General features: G+C 41.4%; 17 protein-coding genes and 1 pseudogene. 10 read left to right on the top strand and 8 right to left on the bottom strand.

The features are described 5' to 3' along the window. Positions 1-15 precede the first annotated feature (15 nt). The gene (locus J7I90_RS21580; protein ID WP_214773682.1) at positions 16-1,341 is read right to left on the bottom strand and encodes an aminotransferase family protein; all 1,326 of its coding nucleotides are present in this window, start codon (positions 1,339-1,341) and stop codon (positions 16-18) included. 381 nt (positions 1,342-1,722) lie between these two features. Here J7I90_RS21580 and rpoN point away from each other — a divergent pair, with 381 nt between their 5' ends. Further along, positions 1,723-3,081 (top strand): RNA polymerase factor sigma-54, encoded by a 1,359-nt coding sequence (gene rpoN / locus J7I90_RS21585; RefSeq protein WP_214773683.1) that lies wholly within the window; start codon positions 1,723-1,725, stop codon positions 3,079-3,081. A gap of 119 nt (positions 3,082-3,200) precedes the next feature. Here rpoN and bluB read toward each other — a convergent pair whose 3' ends face one another. The 3 genes from bluB to dacB form a co-directional block, all read right to left on the bottom strand. Further along, complete coding sequence (gene bluB, locus J7I90_RS21590; protein WP_048685051.1) at positions 3,201-3,842, bottom strand: 5,6-dimethylbenzimidazole synthase; 642 nt, start codon at positions 3,840-3,842, stop codon at positions 3,201-3,203. 86 nt (positions 3,843-3,928) lie between these two features. Beyond that, on the bottom strand, positions 3,929-4,534 hold the full coding sequence (locus J7I90_RS21595) for a uridine kinase family protein (protein WP_214773684.1): 606 nt from the start codon (positions 4,532-4,534) through the stop codon (positions 3,929-3,931). Between the two features lie 479 nt (positions 4,535-5,013). Then, positions 5,014-6,435: a D-alanyl-D-alanine carboxypeptidase/D-alanyl-D-alanine endopeptidase gene (dacB, locus tag J7I90_RS21600; RefSeq protein ID WP_214773806.1), complete on the bottom strand. Its 1,422-nt coding sequence runs from the start codon at positions 6,433-6,435 to the stop codon at positions 5,014-5,016. Between the two features lie 303 nt (positions 6,436-6,738). Here dacB and J7I90_RS21605 point away from each other — a divergent pair, with 303 nt between their 5' ends. The 4 genes and pseudogenes from J7I90_RS21605 to J7I90_RS28295 all read left to right on the top strand — a co-directional run bounded on the left by J7I90_RS21605 (position 6,739) and on the right by J7I90_RS28295 (position 10,892). Then, positions 6,739-7,233: a PH domain-containing protein gene (locus J7I90_RS21605; RefSeq protein WP_214773685.1), complete on the top strand. Its 495-nt coding sequence runs from the start codon at positions 6,739-6,741 to the stop codon at positions 7,231-7,233. Beyond that, positions 7,233-8,699: a PH domain-containing protein gene (locus J7I90_RS21610; protein ID WP_214773686.1), complete on the top strand. Its 1,467-nt coding sequence runs from the start codon at positions 7,233-7,235 to the stop codon at positions 8,697-8,699. The genes J7I90_RS21605 and J7I90_RS21610 overlap by 1 nt, the downstream gene beginning before the upstream one ends. A gap of 297 nt (positions 8,700-8,996) precedes the next feature. Further along, positions 8,997-9,920, top strand: a pseudogene (locus J7I90_RS28290) (cache domain-containing protein); the annotation flags it as partial. 153 nt (positions 9,921-10,073) lie between these two features. After that, entirely contained in the window at positions 10,074-10,892 is an 819-nt protein-coding gene (locus tag J7I90_RS28295; RefSeq protein ID WP_483861565.1) for a methyl-accepting chemotaxis protein, read from the top strand. Between the two features lie 50 nt (positions 10,893-10,942). Here the strand turns inward: J7I90_RS28295 and J7I90_RS21620 are convergent, their stop codons facing one another. Next, the gene (locus J7I90_RS21620) at positions 10,943-11,449 is read right to left on the bottom strand and encodes a general stress protein (protein WP_214773688.1); all 507 of its coding nucleotides are present in this window, start codon (positions 11,447-11,449) and stop codon (positions 10,943-10,945) included. Positions 11,450-11,612: 163 nt separating this feature from the next. On the opposite strand from J7I90_RS21620, the gene J7I90_RS21625 reads away from it, so the two are divergent. The 5 genes from J7I90_RS21625 to J7I90_RS21645 all read left to right on the top strand — a co-directional run bounded on the left by J7I90_RS21625 (position 11,613) and on the right by J7I90_RS21645 (position 17,801). Then, entirely contained in the window at positions 11,613-12,677 is a 1,065-nt protein-coding gene (locus tag J7I90_RS21625) for a M20 family metallopeptidase (protein ID WP_214773689.1), read from the top strand. A 398-nt stretch (positions 12,678-13,075) separates the two neighbouring features. Then, positions 13,076-13,639, top strand: coding sequence for a 3D domain-containing protein (locus J7I90_RS21630; RefSeq protein WP_214773690.1), 564 nt, complete (start codon positions 13,076-13,078; stop codon positions 13,637-13,639). A 156-nt stretch (positions 13,640-13,795) separates the two neighbouring features. Beyond that, entirely contained in the window at positions 13,796-14,707 is a 912-nt protein-coding gene (locus J7I90_RS21635) for a ketopantoate reductase family protein (RefSeq protein WP_214773691.1), read from the top strand. A gap of 207 nt (positions 14,708-14,914) precedes the next feature. Beyond that, complete coding sequence (locus J7I90_RS21640; protein WP_095390446.1) at positions 14,915-16,183, top strand: dicarboxylate/amino acid:cation symporter; 1,269 nt, start codon at positions 14,915-14,917, stop codon at positions 16,181-16,183. A gap of 199 nt (positions 16,184-16,382) precedes the next feature. Then, positions 16,383-17,801: an NAD-dependent succinate-semialdehyde dehydrogenase gene (locus J7I90_RS21645; protein ID WP_214773692.1), complete on the top strand. Its 1,419-nt coding sequence runs from the start codon at positions 16,383-16,385 to the stop codon at positions 17,799-17,801. A gap of 55 nt (positions 17,802-17,856) precedes the next feature. On the opposite strand, the gene J7I90_RS21650 is transcribed toward J7I90_RS21645, so the two are convergent. The 3 genes from J7I90_RS21650 to J7I90_RS21660 form a co-directional block, all read right to left on the bottom strand. Continuing rightward, positions 17,857-18,963: an AI-2E family transporter gene (locus J7I90_RS21650; protein ID WP_214773693.1), complete on the bottom strand. Its 1,107-nt coding sequence runs from the start codon at positions 18,961-18,963 to the stop codon at positions 17,857-17,859. Between the two features lie 378 nt (positions 18,964-19,341). Then, positions 19,342-20,868, bottom strand: coding sequence for a succinyl-CoA:acetate CoA-transferase ScpC (gene scpC, locus J7I90_RS21655; protein WP_034305854.1), 1,527 nt, complete (start codon positions 20,866-20,868; stop codon positions 19,342-19,344). Between the two features lie 131 nt (positions 20,869-20,999). Continuing rightward, positions 21,000-21,650, bottom strand: a complete 651-nt coding sequence (locus tag J7I90_RS21660; protein WP_214773694.1) for a LytTR family DNA-binding domain-containing protein — start codon at positions 21,648-21,650, stop codon at positions 21,000-21,002. Between the last annotated feature and the right edge of the window lie 535 nt (positions 21,651-22,185).

Genomic DNA, 22,185 nt, shown 5'->3' on the forward strand with positions numbered 1-22,185 from the left:
CATCACTTTCACCTCTTATAAAATTTCTTTTTCGACTGCAGTAAATGTCTCATCAAGGATTTCAATCATTCTTTCAACTTCTGCTTTAGTAATGATTAAAGGCGGTGCGAATACGAGTGTATCTTGATCAAACGTAACTGAACGGCAAATCAAACCATTCTTCGCAGCTTCAGCAACAAGTCTTGGAGCAAGCTGTGTCTCAAAGCCTTTACCTGTTTGTTTGTCCTTTACGATGGAGATGCCTCCAATTAGTCCAAGTGCCCTCACATCACCAACAATCGGATGTTTGCTTTGAAGCTTCTTAAAGCCGGCAAGCAACTCTTCACCACGCTGTTTCGAGTTTTCTATAAGGTTTTCACGTTCAATTATTTCAATATTTTTCAAAGCAACCGCACATGCCATCGGATGGCCACTGTATGTGTAGCCGTGTAAAAGCGTGCCTTTTGAAAGAGCAATGAAGTCCTGATGCATCTTATCATTCAGGACGACCCCGCCTAACTGTGCATATCCGCTCGTTACACCTTTTGCAAAGCACATCATATCAGGCACAACACCAAAGTGTTCAATCCCAAAATAAGTCCCTGTTCTTCCGAAACCTGTAATGACTTCATCCGTCACCATTAAAATACCGTATTCATCACAAATTTCCCTTACTTCCTTAAAATAGCCTTCAGGAGGAAGGTTCACGCCACCGGCCCCTTGAATCGGTTCAGCGATAAATGCCGCAACCGTTTCCGGTCCTTCCTGTTCTATGACCTTACGCAACTCCTCAATGGAGGAACCGTCCACATGGTAAAAATCAGGTGCGATTGAATTCGTGAAATCCCGGAACGGCTTCAGGCCAGTCGCACTTGTAGCTCCCATTGCCACTCCATGATAGGATTTCGAGCGGGAAATGATTTTTTGACGATTAGGCTGCCCTTTCAAAAGCCAGTAATGACGAGCAAGTTTGATTGCCGTATCATTCGACTCCGATCCACCTGAAGTGAAGAAAACTGCATTCAAATCCCCAGGCGCGATGGATGCGATTTTGGCAGCCAAACGAATTGCCGGCTCATTGCTGAAAGTGGCGAAACTTGAGGTGAAAGCTAATTTGGCCATTTGTTCCTTCGCGACTTCAGCCATCTCTTCTTGTCCATGTCCAATATTCACATTCCAAAGTGAAGCCATGCCATCAATGACAGTCCTGCCCGTGACATCCGTAAGATATATTCCCTTCCCTTCCTTAAAGATGAAACTTGGACCATCTGCCTGCTGCTGTTCGATTGCCGTGGTCGGATGAATAAAATGCTTTTTATCCAAATCGATTAATTCCTGAATACTCGTAGTCTCTTTAATCATGTAAAAAACACCCTTCTCATGTAATGGATTTTTTCAAGCTAGTTTATTTTTATATTTATAGATGTAGCAAGATTCATGCCAAATTATATGAGGCTTAAATTAAAGGTATTCAAGTTAAAATGATTCATATATAAATCAATAGGAGCACATGCTGATTCACATATAAATCATTTGATTCACATGCGAATCGATAAACTCCCATTCATTAGATTAACTACTGAATGACAAGCATTTTTTCGAATCCGCTCTTTATTTCTAATTGATGTTACAAAACCTGACACACAATGTTGAATTTTCGGAAGATTTGTAATATTATCATGTTAATATTTTTTCATTCCTTTTGAGCCGCTATGTTAATCTAAACGAAAGAAGTTGATATATATGCAGGTAGGATTTGAACTGTACCAAAAACAATCCTTGAAGTTGTCAATGACCCCTGAATTACAGCAATCGATCAATATCCTTCAATATTCCACCCATGAACTGATAGATTTCCTGGACCGACAGGCTTACGAAAATCCCGTTCTCGAAATTAGCTTTAAAGAACCCCTCACATCACTTGGTATTCGTACAAATACAATAAATTCTCAGTTACGTGGTTCTTCCTCTAAAAGTAAAAGTTTCAACGGAGACAATGATTACAACCCTATCAACAATTATTCAGTCAATACAGCAACTCTGGAAAGCCATTTACTGGAACAAATGAGTTTACTAAGTTCATTGAATGCATTTGAAAAGAAGATTCTCCAATTTTTGATTGGAAACTTAAATGAATATGGGTTTCTGGAATTGGATGTCCATTGGACTGCTTCGCATTTTTCCATACCCGTGGAAGAAATCGAAAATATGATTCAAGTATTGCAATCCCTTGACCCAATTGGAGTCGGGGCTAAAGATCTGACCGAATGTTTACTCATTCAGCTGCGTGAGCATGAGAATCATAATGAATTGGCGTATAAGATCGTTAAAAATCACTTAGCGGATTTAGCAGAAAAACGCTACAGGAAAATTGCCGCCCTTCACCAAGTGACCGTTCAGGAAGTACAAGAGGCATCGGATTTCATCCGTACGTTAAACCCGCGTCCTGTCAGTCACTTTTCCGATGATATGACTCATTACATCGTTCCGGACGTTTACGTGGAAAAAGATAAAGAAGGTTTTCTGATAACGGTCAACGATAGCTGCACACCTAACCTTTCCATCAATCCTTACTACAAGAACCATGTCGCCATCAATTCTGTTAATCCAGCTAAAGATTATATAAAAGGGCATATAAATGATGCCCAATTACTGTTAAAAGGGCTCGAACAAAGGCAAATGACGCTTTACAAAGTGACTGCTTCAATCGTGGAGGAGCAGCATGAGTTTTTCATGAAGGGAATTACGGGATTAAAACCGATGACACTGAAGGACATTTCGGAAAAACTTCAACTTCATGAATCAACGATCAGCCGGGCGACGAGCAATAAATATATCCAGACGCCGCATGGCCTCTTTAAACTAAGGAACTTCTTTACTAGAGGGTTACACCGCGTGAACAGCCCAGCAACCGAATCAACGACCACCATCAAAGAAAAAATAAAGGTCCTGATTGCCGAGGAAGATAAAATAAAGCCTTTTTCAGATCAGAAACTTTGTCAAATATTCGAAAATGAAGGGACGAAGATCTCTCGCCGCACTATTGCAAAATACCGTGAAGACCTCGGTATACCGGGATCTTCCAAACGGCGCAGATTTTAAAATCAAACCGAATTTTTAAAAAGACTCTTACAAAGGAGTATCTATTATAAGAGTCTTCTATATTTTCCACCCCTGAAACAGGGGCTTAATAAACAGTTTTGGAATCATAATATATCGATTTATTTATTCCCCCATTTATCCTCGAAAATAAGTTCATCCATCAGCCTTCTTTTTTCCCAATTAGCAAGTTCAAGAATGGGTTTATCCGGATATTGATCCGTATAGCCAATCGACAGGAGTGCAACTGGTTCTATATGCGGCGGAATCTCCAAAATATCACGAATATCATTTTTCTTATAAAAGCTTACCCATCCCATTGCCAATCCTTCCGCATAGGCAGCCAGCCACATATTTTGAATGGCGCAGGCAGTGGATAGGATATCAGTTTCCGGAATGGAGTTCCTCCCTAAAACATGGGAGCCTCCCCGTGTCGGGTCACAAGTAACACAAATGGTATATGGCGCTTCTTTTAACCCCTCCACTTTCAAACTAAGAAACTTATTTTCTTTACCTCCTTCATAATGAATAGCGAGGGCCCTTCTTTCTTTATCCGCTGCCCATGCCAAACTGTCTTTGGTTTCCTGAGACGAAATCACGATGAAACTCCAAGGTTGCATGAATCCTACAGACGGCGCATGATGTGCAGCATCCAAAATTCTGCGGAGTATATCCTTTGAAATGGGCTTTGGCAAAAAACTCCTGATATCCCTACGGTTATAAATGGCTTTATATACGGCAGCTTGTTCTTCATTAGTAAACATAGTTTCCCCCCTGTTTCCGGCTCCCCAGAAATTCATCTAAACATACAATATATTTTATAAGTAAACCCTTACAAATATCCTTTGACTCAGCTCGTTCCGTCCACAACAAGATTCGCTCTTTCTTGAGGCCTTTGCATACCCACATAGAGATCTTCATGAACCATCCAATTATCCTCCCACAATTGACGCGCATCTCCACCATCCCGCTCAAGGCCGCGTTTCAAACGCTGATCACGGGGACATTCCACCCAAATCGTGAAATCATGATACCCTGCCAATTCTTTACGGATAGAATACGTTCCTTCTATAATGACAAGGCCCTCAGCAGGAACTTCATGCCATTCAGCCATAGTGTCCGTTTCCCAATCATACCTTTGATATCTTGATTCTTTCCCCTTTGTAAGCGGTTTTAGGATTTGGTTACAAACCCGTTCCCAATCATAATCCGCCCCGATAGGCTTTTGGGATGGAGGCAGTTGAACCCTATCCGATGAAGGCAAATAAAAATCATCCATATGAACGGCTACGCTACCTGGACATTCTGCTTGGATACGGGCAGCGAGTGTACTTTTTCCAGATCCGCCCCGCCCATCTATGGCCAATATATAGAGTGAGCGTTTTTTGGAAATTTCGTGAATTTCAGCTATAAGACTGCTGATCGTATACTGTCCATTAAGTGTTGGAAAGTTCATAAGCATTCCCCCTATACTACTTATTTCTATTAATCCTCCCTTAAACTCCTTCCTTCAGGGGATAATTTTAAAAAATAAGAAGAAGGTGCTCGCATTGAATAAAATCCAATTTGCCCCCAGCTTCATGTCTGATCAAAGACACAGAGAAGGAAAAAGGCCCCTTTCCCTCTACTTCATGGAGAAATTGTCTACGATCAAGCGGCTAGGACTTTCCATGTAATGGACTTGAAAACTTCTTGTTATAGACATATATATCGGAGAAAGGCCTTCGAAGGTTTGAATGCCGACTTGATGCAATGTTAATAATGACCATCGATTTGAATAAGCCATTCGGATCTGCGTTGGAACTTTATCGAGTCAGCAAATAAAATGGCTTAGCGGCATTATGCTGCCAATTCGGACTTGCTGAATAAAATGATTTGGCTGATACCGACCTCTTTCTCGCAGTTCCTGAACTTCAACTTAGCTTTCCATGGATATTAATGGCCGCTTCCCAAAAGGTTTTCCTGTTCTGCGAGCATTACGGCTATCTTATCCTGGATTGCCGTAATTCCTTTTTCTTCCACAAAATTATTCAAGATAATTGAAAATATGATCTTTTCCCCTCTTTTGGTCGTCACATAACCTGATAAGGAGCTCGTACCTGAAATTGTCCCTGTTTTCGCGCGGACATTCCCGGCTGCAAGTGTCCCTTTCATCCTCTTTCTAAGCGTACCGCCCACCATCCGATTTTCGTTGCCTGCAATCGGTAAAGCATTCAAGTAAGCAGGAAACCACGTTTTTTCCTGAATGGCATACAACAGCTTCGTTATTTCATTCGCTGGAATCATATTGACTTGGGAAATTCCAGACCCATCACGCATCATGATCGTTTGCATATCGAGACCCATACTCTTCAGCTGATTTCGAGCAACCTTCAAACCATCCTTCCAGCTGCCCTCCCCATCTGCCTCTTTGCCCATTTCCTTCACCAAAACCTCGGCATGGCTGTTATTGCTCAATTTCATGAAAGGAATAAGCAGTTGTGAAAGCGGCATGGACTGATGAGTGGCAATCATGTCCGCTCCTACTGGCGTTTTCCCTTTTTTCCTTTTTCCCAACACTTTAATTCCATGTTTCTTCATTGATTTTTCAAATAGGCTCAAGGCATATTCTGTGGGATCTACCACCGAGATCCACTCTTTGGTCACCCCGGCATCTTCCGGAATGGTCCCGGTCACCGTAATGACTTGTGTGCCATGTGACCGTTCGATTTCAATTTTATTATTAGCATCTGCCGATACAGTTTTCGTTTTGTTGATGACCTTCACGTGATCGGTTTCAGGCTCCAGCTTTACCGTTGCCCTCTTTCCAGCCTTTTCCCCAGGAGCTAACTCCACGATGATGGTACCGGTATCGTAATCTTCATTCGGGGAAGCTGTTAAAGCCGAAACGGCTGCACCGTAATATTCCTGTTCATCGCCCCAAACTAAGTCTTGGGAATAACGAACATCATCATACCAAGAATCGTCCCCTATAAGATCCCCGTGAACGAACTTAACGTGCCTTTGCTTCAGTGAAGCTGCCAGCTCATCAAAATCCTTCTCCAATAATGTGGGATCTCCTTTTCCCTTCAGGTATACATTGCCCTGCAGAACCTGGCCAACCTGCACTCCTTTTATGTATAGTTCCGTTTGAAAAGCATGATCTTCCCCTAAAGTTTCCAACGCAGCTGCTGCTGTCAAAAGCTTAAGATTCGAAGCAGGCCGCAATCTTGTTTGCGATCCCCGTTCATAAATCATTTCCCCCGTTTCAGCTGAACGGATGGAAATTCCCGTCAACGCCCCAGCCAATCCTGGCGATTGCTCCAATAATCGTTGAATTTCCTGCCCTAGGTTTCCATCATCATTCGCAGCCTGCATCGACTCTCCATTAAAAAAACAAATCAAAAACAGGAAGAATATAAAACTCAACTTCCTTTTATACGTCAAACCTATCACTCCCACTCTAGAAACTCACCACTTCTATCTTGTCCATTTTTCGGTCATATAAAAAGAAAAGATCCACTGGAAAACTCCTTATTTATACATACTCGAGAAACTGCAGGATTATTCGCCTGCCACTCCATGGCATGGGCTACATGATTTCTATACATATACCTATCATAGGGAACTTTTTTGCAAGATAATCCGTATAAGTATAAAGACATAGTAAGGAGTGAATATATGTATTCCAAGATACAGCCACCAACGAAGAAAATATCCAAAGAATCAGTGAAGGTGTGGCGGATGACTGAAGCCATTACCAACCTCATTATCCTCGCCGTCCTTGGCATCCTATTATTTGTTGATGATTATTTCACTTGGAAAGAATGGATTGGATGGATTTTAAACGGACTTATCGCATTATCTTTTTTCCATGCTATCTGGTCCATCTTCATTGAACCGATACTTTTGCAAAAGTATTGGCGTTACGACGTGAACGAAGAATTCATTCAAACAAAACGTGGAGCCTGGAGTGAAACGCATGAACTAATACCGATGACGAAGGTTCAATCCGTCAAATTGAACCAAGGACCGTTTTTGCGAAAATACAACCTTTATTCCCTAAGCATCGGAACAATGGGCGACTCTCATGAGATACCGGCGATCCCTGAGAAAGAGGCGTATGAATTACGAGATAAAATTGCCCATTTCGCAAAAATTAAGGAAGTGGATTAATGATGGAAGAACACGCAAAACGATTACACCCTATCAAGATCCCTTTCGAATTTTGGAAATTGCTGAAAGGAAATGTATTTTTCATAATCATGCTTTATGTCCTGAATTTCGGTTCTGAAAAGATGTATATGAAAGTACTTCAAATTGGCTTTCTAGTTTATTTGGTTTGGAAAGTCATTTCTGTCATCCTTAAATGGTATACATACAAATACCAAATCAAAGAAGGTACCATATACATCACTTCAGGGCTTGTCTCGAAATCGTATCGAACCGTCCCACTTCATAAGGTTCAGAATGTCCAGCAACGCACGACGTTATTTCATAAGATTTTCAGATTGACCTCTTTAACATTCGAAACGGGGATGACTGGTGATCAGGGTAGCGTACCTTTCGAGATGATTTCCCGAAAAGAGGCTGAACGGCTTGAGGGGGAATATGCTTCAAAACAGGAATTGCCGGTAATTGATATTCTCGAAGAACGAATTGCTGAGGATATGGAACCAGCCATTGAAAAAACGATCCATTTCACTCCAAGCAAACATGATGTGCTGAAAGCTTCCTTTACATCACTCAGTTTCCTGGTCCTTATCCCGATACTGGCTACGTTATATAATACACTCGATGATTTTATCGATTTGGAGAACGCCGAAGGGTTTCTTGCCAAGTTATTGGATACATGGTGGCTCATTACCATCATTATTGCAGGCCTCATATGTGTTGCCGTTGCCTTCGGAATCGTTTCCACATTCGTTAAATATGGAAAATATGAAATTTCATCCGATCACGAGCATATATATATCAAGAAAGGTGTACTGGACGAATCCGCTTTTTCCATTCGGAAAGAAAAAGTACAAGCAGTCGAAATCACCCAATCAATCATTAAAAGAGTGCTGGGGTTGGCAGAAGTGAAACTGATCAGTGCAGGAAGCACCGGTGATGAAGAGCTGGAAACGAACACCCTCTATCCTTTTTTATCAATTGAACGGGCATATGGGATGGTAGAAGAGATTTTACCCGCTTACAAAGTGGAACGATCAATGAGGTCACTATCGAAACAGGCCTTCAAAATCCGAATGATGCGGCCTAGCCTTTTCTGGATTCTCACAACATTGGCGATTTATTATTTCAAACCCTCCCTATGGTATATCTCGCTGATTTTACTCGTCCTCATTTATACATTGAGAATAATGGATTACAAAAATAGCCGTTACTTGTTAAATGATGAGTTCATTCAGTTCAAATCCGGAAGTTTGGAAACATCACTATTCATTACCAAAAGAAGCAAGGTCATTCAAATTGAGGTGGAACGTTCGAAGCTGCAAAAGCTTTTCGGACTTGCCACAATTGAAACGATCAACCGCTCCAAGCCTGTACACCATACAAAGCTCCAAGATGTATCCGTTGAATATGCAGACGAGTTTTACACATGGTATATGGACAGGACAAAAAATATCCAATTCGAATAGTAATCAATGAATGAAAGAGTTGACCATGGCAGTCAGCTCTTTTTTTATCCACTATATTCCACTCCCTTCCCACCTTTGCACTTCACGACAAAATTAATATTGGAATTTTCTAACTTGTCACTTCAAAAAAGCGAAAGCAGACCGAAATATCAAATAGAAGTCAAAATTAACTAGAAGTATATAAGGAGAATTTTACAGATGAAAAGACTGACAGACTGGTATTTTAATTCGCTAAAAAAACAAATATTGATTCCTTTTTTGGCTTTGATCATGATAAGCGGGATGGCCATCTCTTACATGAGCTATAAAAATAGTATCGAGTTGACGACCAAGGAACTTACCGGAACCACGGAAGAGCAAACCAAGTCAATGAACGATTCCTTCGAAATCTTCTTTCATAAAACGGAAAATCAATTGGATAGGATCAGTAAGTATCCTATCATGAGTACTTATGATAAGAACCCCGAATCCATAATGGATGAGTTTTCCCATACACAGTCAAGCAGTTCTGAAATAAATGGTTTATACCTTGGCACCGAGAAAGATGGAAAAACATTAATATTCCCTAAAGCGGATTTGCCGGCTGACTTCGATCCTAGACAAAGGGATTGGTATCAATCCGCATTGAAACAAAAAAACAAGACCATTTGGACGGAACCTTATACCGATCAGGCTACGAATGAACTTGTTATTACGGCAGCAAAAGCCATATATGATGGTCGAGATGAATTAATAGGCGTGCTAGGTGTCGACATCTCGATCGATACATTGATCACGATGGTCAATCAAACGAAATTCGGCGAAACGGGCTATACGGTATTGTTGGATCAGAAAGGGTCATTCGTTACACATCCAGACAAGGAAAAAGTTCAACAGGATATATCAAAGGAAAATATATTCAAAAAAATGAAAGGTGAATCCGGATCAATGATCGAGGAATTTGAAGGGCAAAGCCGGATCGTCGGATACGCCACAAATCCTACCACCGGATGGAGAATAGCAGGGGTAATGGAGGAAAATGAAGTGAAAGTCCGGGCAAGCCCGATGATAATCGATAATGTCATTACACTGTTGATTGTCTTTACCATCACTGCACTATCTGCCATCTTCATCACCCGTTCTTTAACGAACCCCATTAAAAAGCTGCAGGAATCCATACGGAAAATGGCTGACGGCGATTTCACCTCCTGGAAACCCATTTCCAGAAAAGATGAGATAGGCCAACTTGCAGAAGACACCAGCTTAATGACCAGGAATATGAGTCATATGTTAGGGGTTGTCAACAACCTTTCCGATAAAGTATCGGATTCCTCCATGACGCTAGTGGCCAGTGCCGATGAAAATTCAGCGGCAGCTAACGAAGTGGCCATGACGATGGAACAAATAGCAGCCGGTGCCATAGACCAAATCGAAGTCGGGCAGAATAACGAAATGGCCGTAAAGTTATTGGCTGACAAAATCAATGATCTGGAGGCGCAAACGGGAAAAATGGCCACGGAATCCGAAAATATGTTCAAGGCTTCCGAAAACGGAATCACCCAAGTGCAAAGCCTGAAACAACAATTCAATGAAACGTCCCAAATATCCAATAAGATGAGTACGGCAGTCAAATCATTGGATGCTCGGTCCAATGATATTAGTGCAATCGTAAAGACCATAAGCGGGATTGCCGGACAAACGAATTTACTCGCCCTGAATGCTGCCATCGAAGCAGCGAGGGCTGGTGAACACGGAAAAGGGTTTGCAGTTGTTGCCGATGAAGTGAAGAAATTGGCCGAACAAACGGAAAAATCACTGAAAGAAATCTCTGAAATCATTCAAGCCATGCAAAACGATACTACCAATACCGTTCATTTGATTGATCAAGTCAATCAAAAAATCCATCTTCAGGATACTTCTGTAACGGATACGGAAAATGCTTTCAGTCACATTGCATCCATCATCGCGAACACATTCAGCAATTTTGACGAAATAAAAAAGATGATGAACGATATGGTAAACGAAGTCACACGGATGGCGGGCAATGCAGAAAAATTAAATTCAATCAGTCAGGAAACTGCGGCAGGAACTGAAGAAGTATCAGCTTCCGTAGAACAAACGAATGCTTCCATGGAACAATTAAATGCCCTGGCTAGTGAATTGGATACCCTCTCCCAGGAAATGCACAAAGAAATAAAGAAATTCACTTACTAATCAAAAAAAAGGACGGCCCCTAAAGGGACCCGTCCTTTTTAAAATTAGTCTTATAGAGTTCTTCTGCCATTCGTCAGCGTTGCATCGGTTTCAGTTATTCCCGAGTAAGAAGAACTGGATTTTCTCGCATCCGAATCGACTAACACAAGCAATTTGCCGCTCTTTACATCCGCTTCATAACGATTCGCTTCGTCTTCAGGTATGCCCATTCCGATTAATGTACCGGCCAACCCTCCTGTACCAGCGCCTACAGCCGCTCCGGCTAATGTTGCAGCAAGCGGTCCAGCAGCCAGTACCGGCCCGATTCCCGGAATCGCCAACGCACCCACACCTGCCAATAATCCGGCAGCACCGCCCAAAATGCCTCCAGTCGCGGCACCAGCTGCGAGCCCCTCTTCAACTTTTGTACCCGTTTCTTCATTCACTGCATTTAATTCTTCTTTATCTTTAGCTACCACTGAAATTTCTTCACGATCATATCCTTGGGCCTGTAATGACTCAACAGCCTTTATGGCTTCTTCTCCAGTTTCATATACACCAATTATACGTTTATCCATATCTATCATCCTCCTTAAAGAATGTAAATTGTCGCTCCCTCTTTACATACCCCAGAGGATGAAAATGCTAAACGTTATTTAACAGGAAAATATTTTCGAGTTAACCCTTACTCAGAAAGGGTATATATAATCATAGTATGCATATTTTTAGGAGGTTTTATATTTGCTCATCGAGTTACTTAAAGATTTAGTATCTATCGACAGTTCATCGAAAGAAGGAGCTAACCAAGCGGTTGATTACTGTGCGGACTGGCTTAAAGATCAAGGACTTACCGTGAATGTGATCGTAAATAACGGTTATAAGATGCTTGTAAGCGAGATTGGCAGCGGCGATAAAACCCTAATTTGGAATGGACATGTCGATGTTGTCAGCGGAACGCCGGATCAATTTTTCCCTGAGGTTCATGAAGGAAACTTATATGGACGCGGGACAGCCGATATGAAAGCTGGAGTTGCAGGGATGATGTGTGCATTTACCGAACTGAAAGATAAGGACCTAGGTTTGAAAATCCAGCTTCAGATCGTATCGGATGAAGAGATAGGCGGGTTGAACTGTTCCGGATATTTAGCGAAACATGGTTATAGAGGGGACTTTGTGATTTGTGCTGAACCGACGCAATTGGGAATCGGGCTCCAGGCAAAGGGCGCCCTTCGTCTCGATATTGAAGTATCCGGTAAATCCGCACACGGAAGCCGTCCATGGGAAGGCGTGAATGCAATTGAAAAGGCCTATGATCTTTATCAAAAAATAAAGGAACTTCCTTTCACCCGGGATCATACTCCCCTTTACTCCTCCCCTTCACTTAACCTAGCAAAAATAAAAGGCGGCGAGGTCTATAATAAGGTACCGGATGCCTGTTTGCTAAGTCTTGATATTCGCTATCTTCCTACGCAAACAATGGAAGATATCATTGCTCAGATCGAAAGTGTGACAGGAAATAATGTTCACCTTAATATGTACAGTAAACCTGTAAAAACCGAAGAATCAGACCCATTCATCACCTTGCTCCGACCGATTATCGAAAGAAACACCAAGCAAGATGCTGTCATTTTCGGACAACATGGCTCCGCAGATACCGTCTTTTTTGCGGCATATGATATCCCAGCGATTGAATTCGGACCAAAAGGCGAGAACTGGCATGGAGATAGGGAATGCGTCAATCTTGAATCGGTAGCAGTCTACCAAAAAATGCTGGTCGATTTCGCTTCTGAATTTGTTTTACATTAATCCAAAACATGAAAAAAGCCGGCATCACATAGATGTCGGCTTTTTCCATGTTCCGAATATCTTCTCCCACTAAAATAAACAGCATTCAATCCCTCTATTATTACGTTGTTTTTTTACAAAATATACAGGACTTTAAAACTAGCGATTAGAACTCCATATTTTACCTCATTAAACAGGATACGCCATAATATCAGCACCATTTAACAAAAGTACGCTTATACTGACATAATAAATAATATATTTACATTTAACCGATGAGTACTTTTGACCTAGTTTATATTACATTTATTTATCAAGGGAAACCTTTTTGTAACACAATTACTATTCCACCGAAACATTATTGTCATAAAGACCTGTTATTCTAAGTCTACGATTTAAAACAAAGGAGACTATTCATTTTGAAAAAAATACTACTTCCACTATTCACTGCTTTCTTTTTGGTATTTAGTTTTTCCGGAGTTTCATCGGCTGCTACTACTACATACAAAGTTAAAAGCGGCGACACACTATGGGGTATCGCCAATAAACATAATATAACAGTCAATCAACTCAAAAGTTGGAACAACCTGAAAAAAGATAACATCCATCCAAAACAAGTTTTAAAGGTAAAGAAAACTTCAACCTCTGCTAAACCTAAAGCTAAAGCAAAAACATCATCATCATCCAAGAAATATAAAACGATCACGGTGAAGGCAACAGCTTACACTGCGAACTGCAAAGGCTGCAGCGGTATTACAGCATCTGGTCTTAACTTAAAGAAAAACCCTAACGCAAAAGCCATCTCGGTCGACCCTAAGGTCATTCCACTAGGAACAAAAGTTCATGTAGAAGGATACGGGGATGCCATTGCGGCAGATAAAGGCGGCGCAATCAAAGGGAATAAAATTGACGTCTTCTACTCTTCTCACTCAAAAGCTATCAATTGGGGCAGAAAAACCGTTAAAGTAAAAATCTATAAATAATGATAAGCACCAGCCTGAAACCTTTCAGGCTGGTCTTTTGTTTTTCCCATTCTTATAAACATCTAAACAACCAGTTGTCCTTAAAACGGAAATATTTACTGAAATTTCAGTCAATGTTATGATTAGTACATCTTAATCAAAAGAGAGGTGTGCGCTTTGAATATTGTCATTATAGGGGCCGGGGCACTGGGCTCCTACTTTGGGGGCAGGTTGCAGCAGGCCGGACAGGATGTTCAATACCTTGTCCGAAAAAACCGCGCCAAACAATTGAAGGAAAACGGGATCAGCATAACTAGCCCACATGGAAACTACCAATTCACCGACCTCCGTATCACAGAGAATGTAAGTGGCATCGAAAAGGTCGACCTCGTGATTCTCGCCGTAAAAGGCCAGCATCTGCAGGGCACCCTTACAGATTTAAAGATCCTTGTTGAAAAGGGTGCGAAGGTCCTCCCGCTTTTGAATGGATTGGAGCATATATCCATTTTACAGGAGGCGCTGGGCGAAGAAGCTGTCTTAGGAGGAAGCGCCTTCATCATCGCCACCCTTGATGAAAAAGGGCATGTCATTCATTCCAATGAAAATCACGATTTAATCTATGGCCCGCTTCATCCGTCACAAAAAAAGATTTGTGATGAATTCGAACAGGCAGCCGGATCAGCTATCATGAAGGCAGGCAGAACGGAAAACATATTGATCAGGATGTGGATCAAATATATGTTCATCACCGCTTTTTCCGGTGTGACAACGGCATCCAACCTCCCTATCGGCACGATACGGAGATACCCGGAAACCAATGGATTGCTAGAAAAGGTCCTTGTTGAAATGAAGGAGCTTGCAAATGCTTATGACGTCGGGATCACTGTGGAGAATATTGCTCAAGCGTTGGAAAACATGGCAGGCTTACCTGACGAATCCACCTCTTCCATGCACCAGGACCGCCGGAAAGGCCTAACCCTCGAAGTGGAACACTTACAGGGCGGTGCACTGCGCCTTGCCGACAAGGCCGGTTTAAAACTTCCTGTGATCGGGACTCTATATGCACTCATAAAACCATTTGAAAATTAATTTTCGCCAATACCGGTGCTCCACCGGTATTTTTTTTGCAGCTTAGTAATCTATCTATATCCTCTTCTTCCTTCAGTTATTCAAAATCCCCAAGACCAAAAAGAACAAAAAGAAAACAATATCACCAAAAGAATATTCTGATTCTTTCTTCTGTTACACTATTATCAAGTTAAGAAAGCGCTATCATATAACAAAGGAGAATGCCCCTTGAAAATATTAAAAAATTTAACAGTTCAGGTCATCATCGGTATCATTCTAGGTATAACAGTCGGTTTCTTCTTCCCTGCTTTCGGTGAACAACTGAAGATATTAGCTGATTTATTTATTAAAATGATTAAAATGGTCATCGCACCAATCATCTTCTTAACCGTCGTGATCGGAATTGGCGGTATGGGTGATATGAAAAAGGTTGGCCGCATCGGCGGAAAGGCCCTGCTTTATTTTGAAATCGTTACCACTTTCGCACTTGCCATCGGAATCATCGTGGTCAATCTGCTGGGACCCGGTAAAGGCTTTAACATCGATTCAGTCGAGGGTGGAGATGTATCACAATATACGACAGCCGCTTCCGAAACGGAACATGGCGCCGTTGCTTTCATTTCTAATATCATTCCTGATAATGCCGTTGCCGCACTGGCTGGCGGAGACTTACTCCCTATTCTATTCTTTGCCGTATTATTCGGATTATCAATGGCGGCAATGGGACCGAGAGTGCAGCCAGTCGTTTCTTTCTTTCAGCATATTGCCGACATTTTCTTCGGCATCGTCGGTATGATCATGAAAGTTTCTCCATTGGCCGCATTTGGAGCAATGGCCTATACAATCGGTAAGTTTGGCCTTGGTTCTTTAACCTCGTTAGGACAATTAATGGGCAGTGTTTATATCACAATGGCACTTTTCATCGTTCTTATCCTTGGCTCGATTGCAAAAATGTATGGCTTTAATATTTTCAAGTTCATTGCCTATATAAAAGAAGAGATCCTCTTAGTTTTAGGAACTTCTTCATCGGAATCCGCCCTGCCAAGCGTGATGAAAAAGCTCGAAAAATACGGTTGCTCAAAATCGGTAGTCGGTTTGGTTGTCCCAACCGGTTATTCTTTCAACCTTGATGGCACATCCATCTACTTATCCATGGCAGCGATTTTCATCGCCCAAGCCTACGGTGTCGATTTAAGCATCTGGCAGGAGTTGACCCTTCTAGGAATCTTGATGTTAACATCCAAAGGTGCTGCCGGTGTAACGGGATCCGGTTTCATCACACTTGCTGCAACATTAGCTGCCTTCCCAATGATCCCAGTTGAGGGAATGGCATTACTGCTTGGTGTCGACCGCTTCATGTCAGAAGCACGTGCCATCACCAATCTAATCGGTAACAGTGTCGCTACAGTGGTCATTTCTAAATCAGAAGGTGAATTCAATCCTAACCAAGCCATCTCAGGTGATATGAGTGAAGTGGCTGTTTCATCGGAAAAATAATTGAACCTTGAATGAAGAGGTGTGCAACTTGCACCTCTTTTTTGTGTATTCCTCCCTTCGAAAGCCATTTTTCTATAATTAGCCAATCAAATAAATTTCAGAATCACATAAAAGTGTTTATACTTTTATGTAACAGGTAAAAGTATAAAGTTAGAAGTTTAGTAGTTTGATGGATTTAACCAAATTAGGAGGTTTTATCATGAAGGATTACGGATTATTTATTAACGGTGAGTGGTCGGATTTTGGATTGGATAAAATTGAAGTGAGAAACCCGGCAACGGATGAAGTAGTTGCCACCGTTCCTAAAGGCGGTGCAACTGAAGCGGCGAAGGCTGCAGATGCCGCATATGAAGCCTTTACGGGCTGGGCTGCACTCTCAGTCTACGAACGCGCTGAACTAATTTGGAAATGGCATCGATTGATTGATGATCATAAAGAAGAACTGGCAAAAATCATGACTGAAGAGCAAGGAAAGCCCCTTAAAGAAGCTCTTGGTGAAATGACATATGCCAATGGCTTTTTATCTTGGTTTGCTGAAGAAGGTAAAAGGGTGTACGGCGAAACGATTCCTGCTTCCGTGTCCAATAAACGGCTTTTCGTGACTAAACAGCCTGTCGGAGTTGTAGCTGTCATTACGCCTTGGAACTTTCCTGCAGCCATGATTACAAGAAAAGTGGCACCAGCGCTTGCCGTCGGCTGCACAGTCGTCATTAAACCGGCAAACCTGACTCCCATAACAGCTTTAAAAATGGCTGAATTAGCTGAAAAGGCTGGCATTCCAAAAGGAGTCATCAACGTGGTGACAGGAAAATCCTCAGAAATCGGCGAAACTTGGCTTCAAGATACGCGGGTTCGTAAATTGACGTTTACCGGTTCTACAGAAGTCGGCAAAACCCTGATGAGGGGCTCAGCGGACACGGTAAAAAAAATCTCGCTTGAACTCGGAGGTCACGCACCTGCAATCGTTCTTGAGGATGCCGACCTTAATAAAGCGGTTGACGGCATCATCAGTTCAAAATTCCGTAACGCAGGACAAACATGCGTCTGTTCAAATCGCATTTATGTTCACGAAGCCATTCAAGAGGCCTTCATCGAAAAGCTCGTTGCCAAGGTCAAGGAACTAAAGGTTGGAAATGGACTGGAAGATGGCGTCGATATCGGTCCGCTAATCGATCAAAATGCAGTGGATAAGGTTCAAAAACAAATTGATGAAGCAATCAGCAGCGGCGCTAAGCTCGAAGCTGGCGGTAAATCAATAAGCGGCCTTTTTCTTGAACCGACCGTATTGTCCAACATTGATGACAGCATGCTCTGCATGAAGGAAGAAACATTTGGTCCACTAGCTCCAATTGCCTCCTTTAAGACTGATGAAGAGGCAATCAAAAGGGCAAATGACTCCATCTTTGGTTTGGCAGCTTACGTCTTCACTGAAAATATCACCAAAGGCATCAAATTCACCGAGGCACTTGAATTCGGTATTGTAGGCTTGAACGACGGACTTCCTTCCGTTCCGCAAGCTCCATTCGGCGGATTCAAGCAAAGCGGGCTCGGACGTGAAGGCGGACACCAAGGCATCGAAGAATTCCTGGAAGTGAAATATATTTCCTTAGGTTTGTGACCTATTCACCACACTAAGAAAACGTGCCCGACTCAATAGAGTCGGGCACGTTTTTTCATTCCAATATATCCTCTTCAAGCTTTTCCTCTTTTCGGATCCTGATGAATTTTACGATATTCAATACAATCGTTTTAACAACAGAGTATGTCGGAACCGCCAAAATCATGCCGATGATACCGGCAATGTTTCCGGCGACGAGCAATAGGATGATGATGGTAAGCGGATGTGTGTTCAATTTTTTCCCGATGACTAACGGTGAAATGAAATTACCATCAAGTTGCTGGATGACCGTTACCACCAGAATGACCAATAGCGCTTCGGTCGGTGAATGAATCAATGCCACAATGACCGCAGGAGCCGCTCCTATAAACGGGCCTACATATGGAATGATATTGGTCACAGCACCGATCAGCGCGAATAAGAACGCATAAGGCAAACCAATGATCAAATACCCGATGAACGTTCCGATCCCGACAAACATGCAAACAAGCATTTGCCCTTGTATGTATGTAGTAAGCGTCCCGCCAGTTTCCTGAAGTACTGTTAAAGCTGGTTTTCTATAGCGAACCGGTACGAATTTCATAATGGCGGCTGGTAGCTTATCTCCATCCTTCAACATATAAAACAGGATGAAAGGAACCGTTACGACCACTAAAGTGATATTCGTCACTACGCTGAAAACGGAAGTTAAACTGTTCGTTATATTACTAGGTAAATTAGTCAAATATTTCTGAAGCGAGTCGCCTACTTCTTTCAGGGGAACATAGTCTTGTTCCATCGTCCACAAAAACCATTTTGACTCCGCTGAATCTTCAATGAACTTCCTTGTTTGATTGAAATAGTCCGGAAGGTTATTGATTAAATCCGTAACCTGTTTGGACAGTGACGGGCCAACGAGACCGACAAGCAAACTAATCAATCCCAGGAAAAATACATATAGCAATAATATCGACAATCCCCTAGGCACTCTTCTTTTAACCAGGAAATCAACAGTGGGATTGAACAAAAAGTAGAGAAAACCCGCAATCAAGATTGGAAAGAACAATGTAGTTGTAAAAATGACTATTGGTTCAAAAAGAAATGAAATCTTTGTACCAACATAAAAAAGTAAAGACAATAGTAATAACTCTAACGTCCAAAAATGTAATTTTGTCTTGAACAAATTATCTCCTCCACTATAAGCAATTCTATATAACTCCCTATTTCTAAGGAATCTAAAAATTCTATGTATGATAATCTTTCATTGTTAGCAGTTTACCATATTTCTATAACTTGGATGAATAATTATATACAAAAATAAAAGAAAAAATCCTAAAGATACAGTTCCCCATCTTTTTGATGGTTAAGCATCTTTTTACACTTTAAATCTTTTATTTGTCGCAGGAAAAAGAACCAATAGGAAACACCATACAAATTACTTAGGAGAAATAACTATTTACCTTTCAATATTTCATTGATGTGACGAAAGATTCATTGGTTTTCACCTATACCGGACACGGACCAAATAAAAAACCCCGCTGTATTGGCGGGGTTTTGATTCTTATTTTTGATCTTGAAGAACCGCTTCAAGCATCGTACCGTTTTTAGCTAGGTTCGTATGCCATGAAAATGCTTTTTCAAGTATGTGCGGAGTTTGATGCCCGCCCGTTTGCGCAACAGCTTCAGTGAAGTATGCACGTAGCTGTGGACGGTAGTCAGGATGAGCACAGTTTTCTATGATTAACTCTACGCGCTCTTTTGGTGCCAAGCCACGTAAATCAGCGATCCCTTGCTCTGTCACTAATACATCCACATCATGTTCAGTATGATCCACATGAGAAACGAAAGGAACGATACTGGAAATTTTGCCGCCTTTTGCATATGATTTCGTTACGAAAATGCCTAGACGTGAATTACGGGCAAAATCTCCTGATCCGCCAATTCCATTCATCATTCTTGTCCCCGAAACATGTGTCGAGTTTACGTTACCATAGATATCACATTCTAACGCTGTATTGATTGAAATCAAGCCCAAACGACGGATGATTTCAGGATGATTAGATATTTCTTGTGGACGAAGAACTAGTTTATCACGGTATTTTTCAAGCTCACCGTAAACTTGTTTCCCTTTTTCTTCAGCTAATGTAATCGAACACCCTGAAGCGAATTTAACCTTTCCAGCATCGATCAGATCAAATACCGCATCTTGCAGCACTTCTGAATAAACTTCCAAATCTTTGAATTCAGAATCAAGGAAGCCGGCGAATACTGCATTTGCGACTGAACCTACACCCGACTGAAGCGGAGCAAGGCTTTCAGTTAAACGGCCAGCCTTGATTTCTCCACGAAGGAAGTTAATGAGATGGTTGGCGATTGTTGCAGTTTCTTCATCCGGCGGCACGATTGTGGAAGGTGCATCAAGATCTGTAGAAACGACGATTCCCATTACTTTTTCAGGATCAACCGCAATGCCGATCGATCCAAGGCGATCACTTGCTTTAGTCATAGGAATCGGTTCACGTTCGCCTTGTTTAGCCGGAGTATATATATCATGCATCCCTTCCAGTCCTTCTGGATGGGATACGTTCAATTCAATGATCACATGTTTAGCTTCTTGAACGAATATGGCTGAGTTGCCTACAGAAGTTGTCGGGATGATCAATCCATCTTCTGTAATCGCCAATGCTTCGATGATTGCAAAATCGATTGGTCCGACAATGCCTTGACGAACTTGTTCAGCTGTATGAGACAAATGCTGATCTACATAAGTTACTTCATCAGCATTTATTTTATTGCGAATGCCTTTATCCGCTTGGAACGGCAAACGTTTATTTATGATACCTGCTTCCGCCATATGTTGGTCGACTTCCGGTCCTAATGAGGCACCAGTATAAACGTCAACTTTGAATTTTTCAGTTTTAGCTCTTTCAACTAGAGCCATCGGAATAACTTTAGCATCACCAGCACGGGTAAATCCACTCATACCGAGTTTCATCCCATTTTTAATCCATGAAGCTGCTTCTTCCGCTGTAACTACTTTCCCCTTAAATTGTTCATTGCGAATTTTTTTGAAAACGCTTTCGTTCATACAAAAGACCCCCATTTTTCGCTTTTCTTACACTTAATTTTACCAATCCTGTGTAATCGTCACATTCATTTTCGAATGAAAAGCCTTAAATTGGGCATAAACCAGCATTTCTTTCACACAAAGGAGAATCACTAAAACCCCAAAGCCCGCCTGAATTGACTTGCATATGTTTGACTGACCTGGATTTTGGAGTTGTCTTTCATTATCAATAAAAATGTAGAATGGAAATCAGGAAGGATTTCTTGTATATAGTTGATATTGACGATGTACGAACGGTGCACACGAATGAATAAATCACCAGGTAAAATGAATTCCAATTCACTTAAATTCATTTTATGAAATCCACTCACACGTTCGGACTGAATTTTAGTTTTCCTATTTTGAGCTTCCAAATACATAATTTCATCATATGGAAGCGGTATCCAGCGATCATCCGTTTTAATGGTCAGGAATGATGTCGGTAAAATCAAGGGCTTTGACGGCAAGATGGCCGTTACCGCCCCTAAAGGGTTGCCCTCGTCCATGATAGGAACACTCAGCCCATAGTAAGGTACGCCAAATACATTACTTTCAACTTGCACCCCTATTTTTTTACGGACGCTCAGCGCTTTATATGTCGCCGTATTTTCACTGATTAAATCACCTGGTTTTATTCTTAAGTCCACTTGTTTGCTCGGTTGATAATAAATGTATTTTTCAGAATCAGCCACAGAAATTGAAGCATCCTTCGGTACAAACTCCCTGATGATATTTAAAACGGATTCGACCGTAAATTGATCCATTTCCTTTCACCTCTTAAAAGAACATATTAATAATTCCCCTATTATTAAGCAGGGCATTCATGAAGTAATTCATAGTTTTTTGATAAACTTACATTTTTTTGAATTTGCTTTTCAGAAAATTAAAGAAAAATTGAAGTAACTAAGCGAAAAGCGGCGAAAAAAGCAAAAAAATCGTATTTAAATTTATATCCTTATTCATTATAGTTGGAATGCTCCCCGATTTCCATGGGGGATTCAAGAAAAAAATTTCCTTAATATACAAACATTTAAATGTCACGATCCAGCTGGACAACAAACAAAAAAAGCCGCTCTCCCCTAGGATAACGGCTGAAAGGTTATTTTTTTGAACGGGAATTTTGAAACGGGGATTTTAATCGGAGTGATAAAATCTCTTCTAAATTTTTCAGTGGCAATTCCAATAAAAAGGGTCGGTCATCAGGTTGATATATATCCTCTGAAATGAGCGTATTAACGATCTTCTGTTTTTTTGCATTAACAATTCGGACCAGTCTCCCCATTTTCAGCTCCCTTTCTT

It is taken from the genome of Bacillus sp. ISL-57 (assembly GCF_018613135.1).
In the GTDB taxonomy this organism is placed as follows: Bacteria; Bacillota; Bacilli; order Bacillales; family DSM-1321; genus Peribacillus; species Peribacillus frigoritolerans.

What these genes read in the sequence shown, in the direction of transcription:
- J7I90_RS21580 (WP_214773682.1), bottom strand. Translation starts at nt 1,341, where the DNA reads ATGATTAAAGAGACTACGAGTATTCAGGAATTAATCGATTTGGATAAA.
- rpoN (WP_214773683.1), top strand. Translation starts at nt 1,723, where the DNA reads ATGCAGGTAGGATTTGAACTGTACCAAAAACAATCCTTGAAGTTGTCA.
- bluB (WP_048685051.1), bottom strand. Translation starts at nt 3,842, where the DNA reads ATGTTTACTAATGAAGAACAAGCTGCCGTATATAAAGCCATTTATAAC.
- J7I90_RS21595 (WP_214773684.1), bottom strand. Translation starts at nt 4,534, where the DNA reads ATGAACTTTCCAACACTTAATGGACAGTATACGATCAGCAGTCTTATA.
- dacB (WP_214773806.1), bottom strand. Translation starts at nt 6,435, where the DNA reads ATGCAGGCTGCGAATGATGATGGAAACCTAGGGCAGGAAATTCAACGA.
- J7I90_RS21605 (WP_214773685.1), top strand. Translation starts at nt 6,739, where the DNA reads ATGTATTCCAAGATACAGCCACCAACGAAGAAAATATCCAAAGAATCA.
- J7I90_RS21610 (WP_214773686.1), top strand. Translation starts at nt 7,233, where the DNA reads ATGATGGAAGAACACGCAAAACGATTACACCCTATCAAGATCCCTTTC.
- J7I90_RS28295 (WP_483861565.1), top strand. Translation starts at nt 10,074, where the DNA reads ATGGAACAAATAGCAGCCGGTGCCATAGACCAAATCGAAGTCGGGCAG.
- J7I90_RS21620 (WP_214773688.1), bottom strand. Translation starts at nt 11,449, where the DNA reads ATGGATAAACGTATAATTGGTGTATATGAAACTGGAGAAGAAGCCATA.
- J7I90_RS21645 (WP_214773692.1), top strand. Translation starts at nt 16,383, where the DNA reads ATGAAGGATTACGGATTATTTATTAACGGTGAGTGGTCGGATTTTGGA.
- scpC (WP_034305854.1), bottom strand. Translation starts at nt 20,868, where the DNA reads ATGAACGAAAGCGTTTTCAAAAAAATTCGCAATGAACAATTTAAGGGG.
- J7I90_RS21660 (WP_214773694.1), bottom strand. Translation starts at nt 21,650, where the DNA reads ATGGATCAATTTACGGTCGAATCCGTTTTAAATATCATCAGGGAGTTT.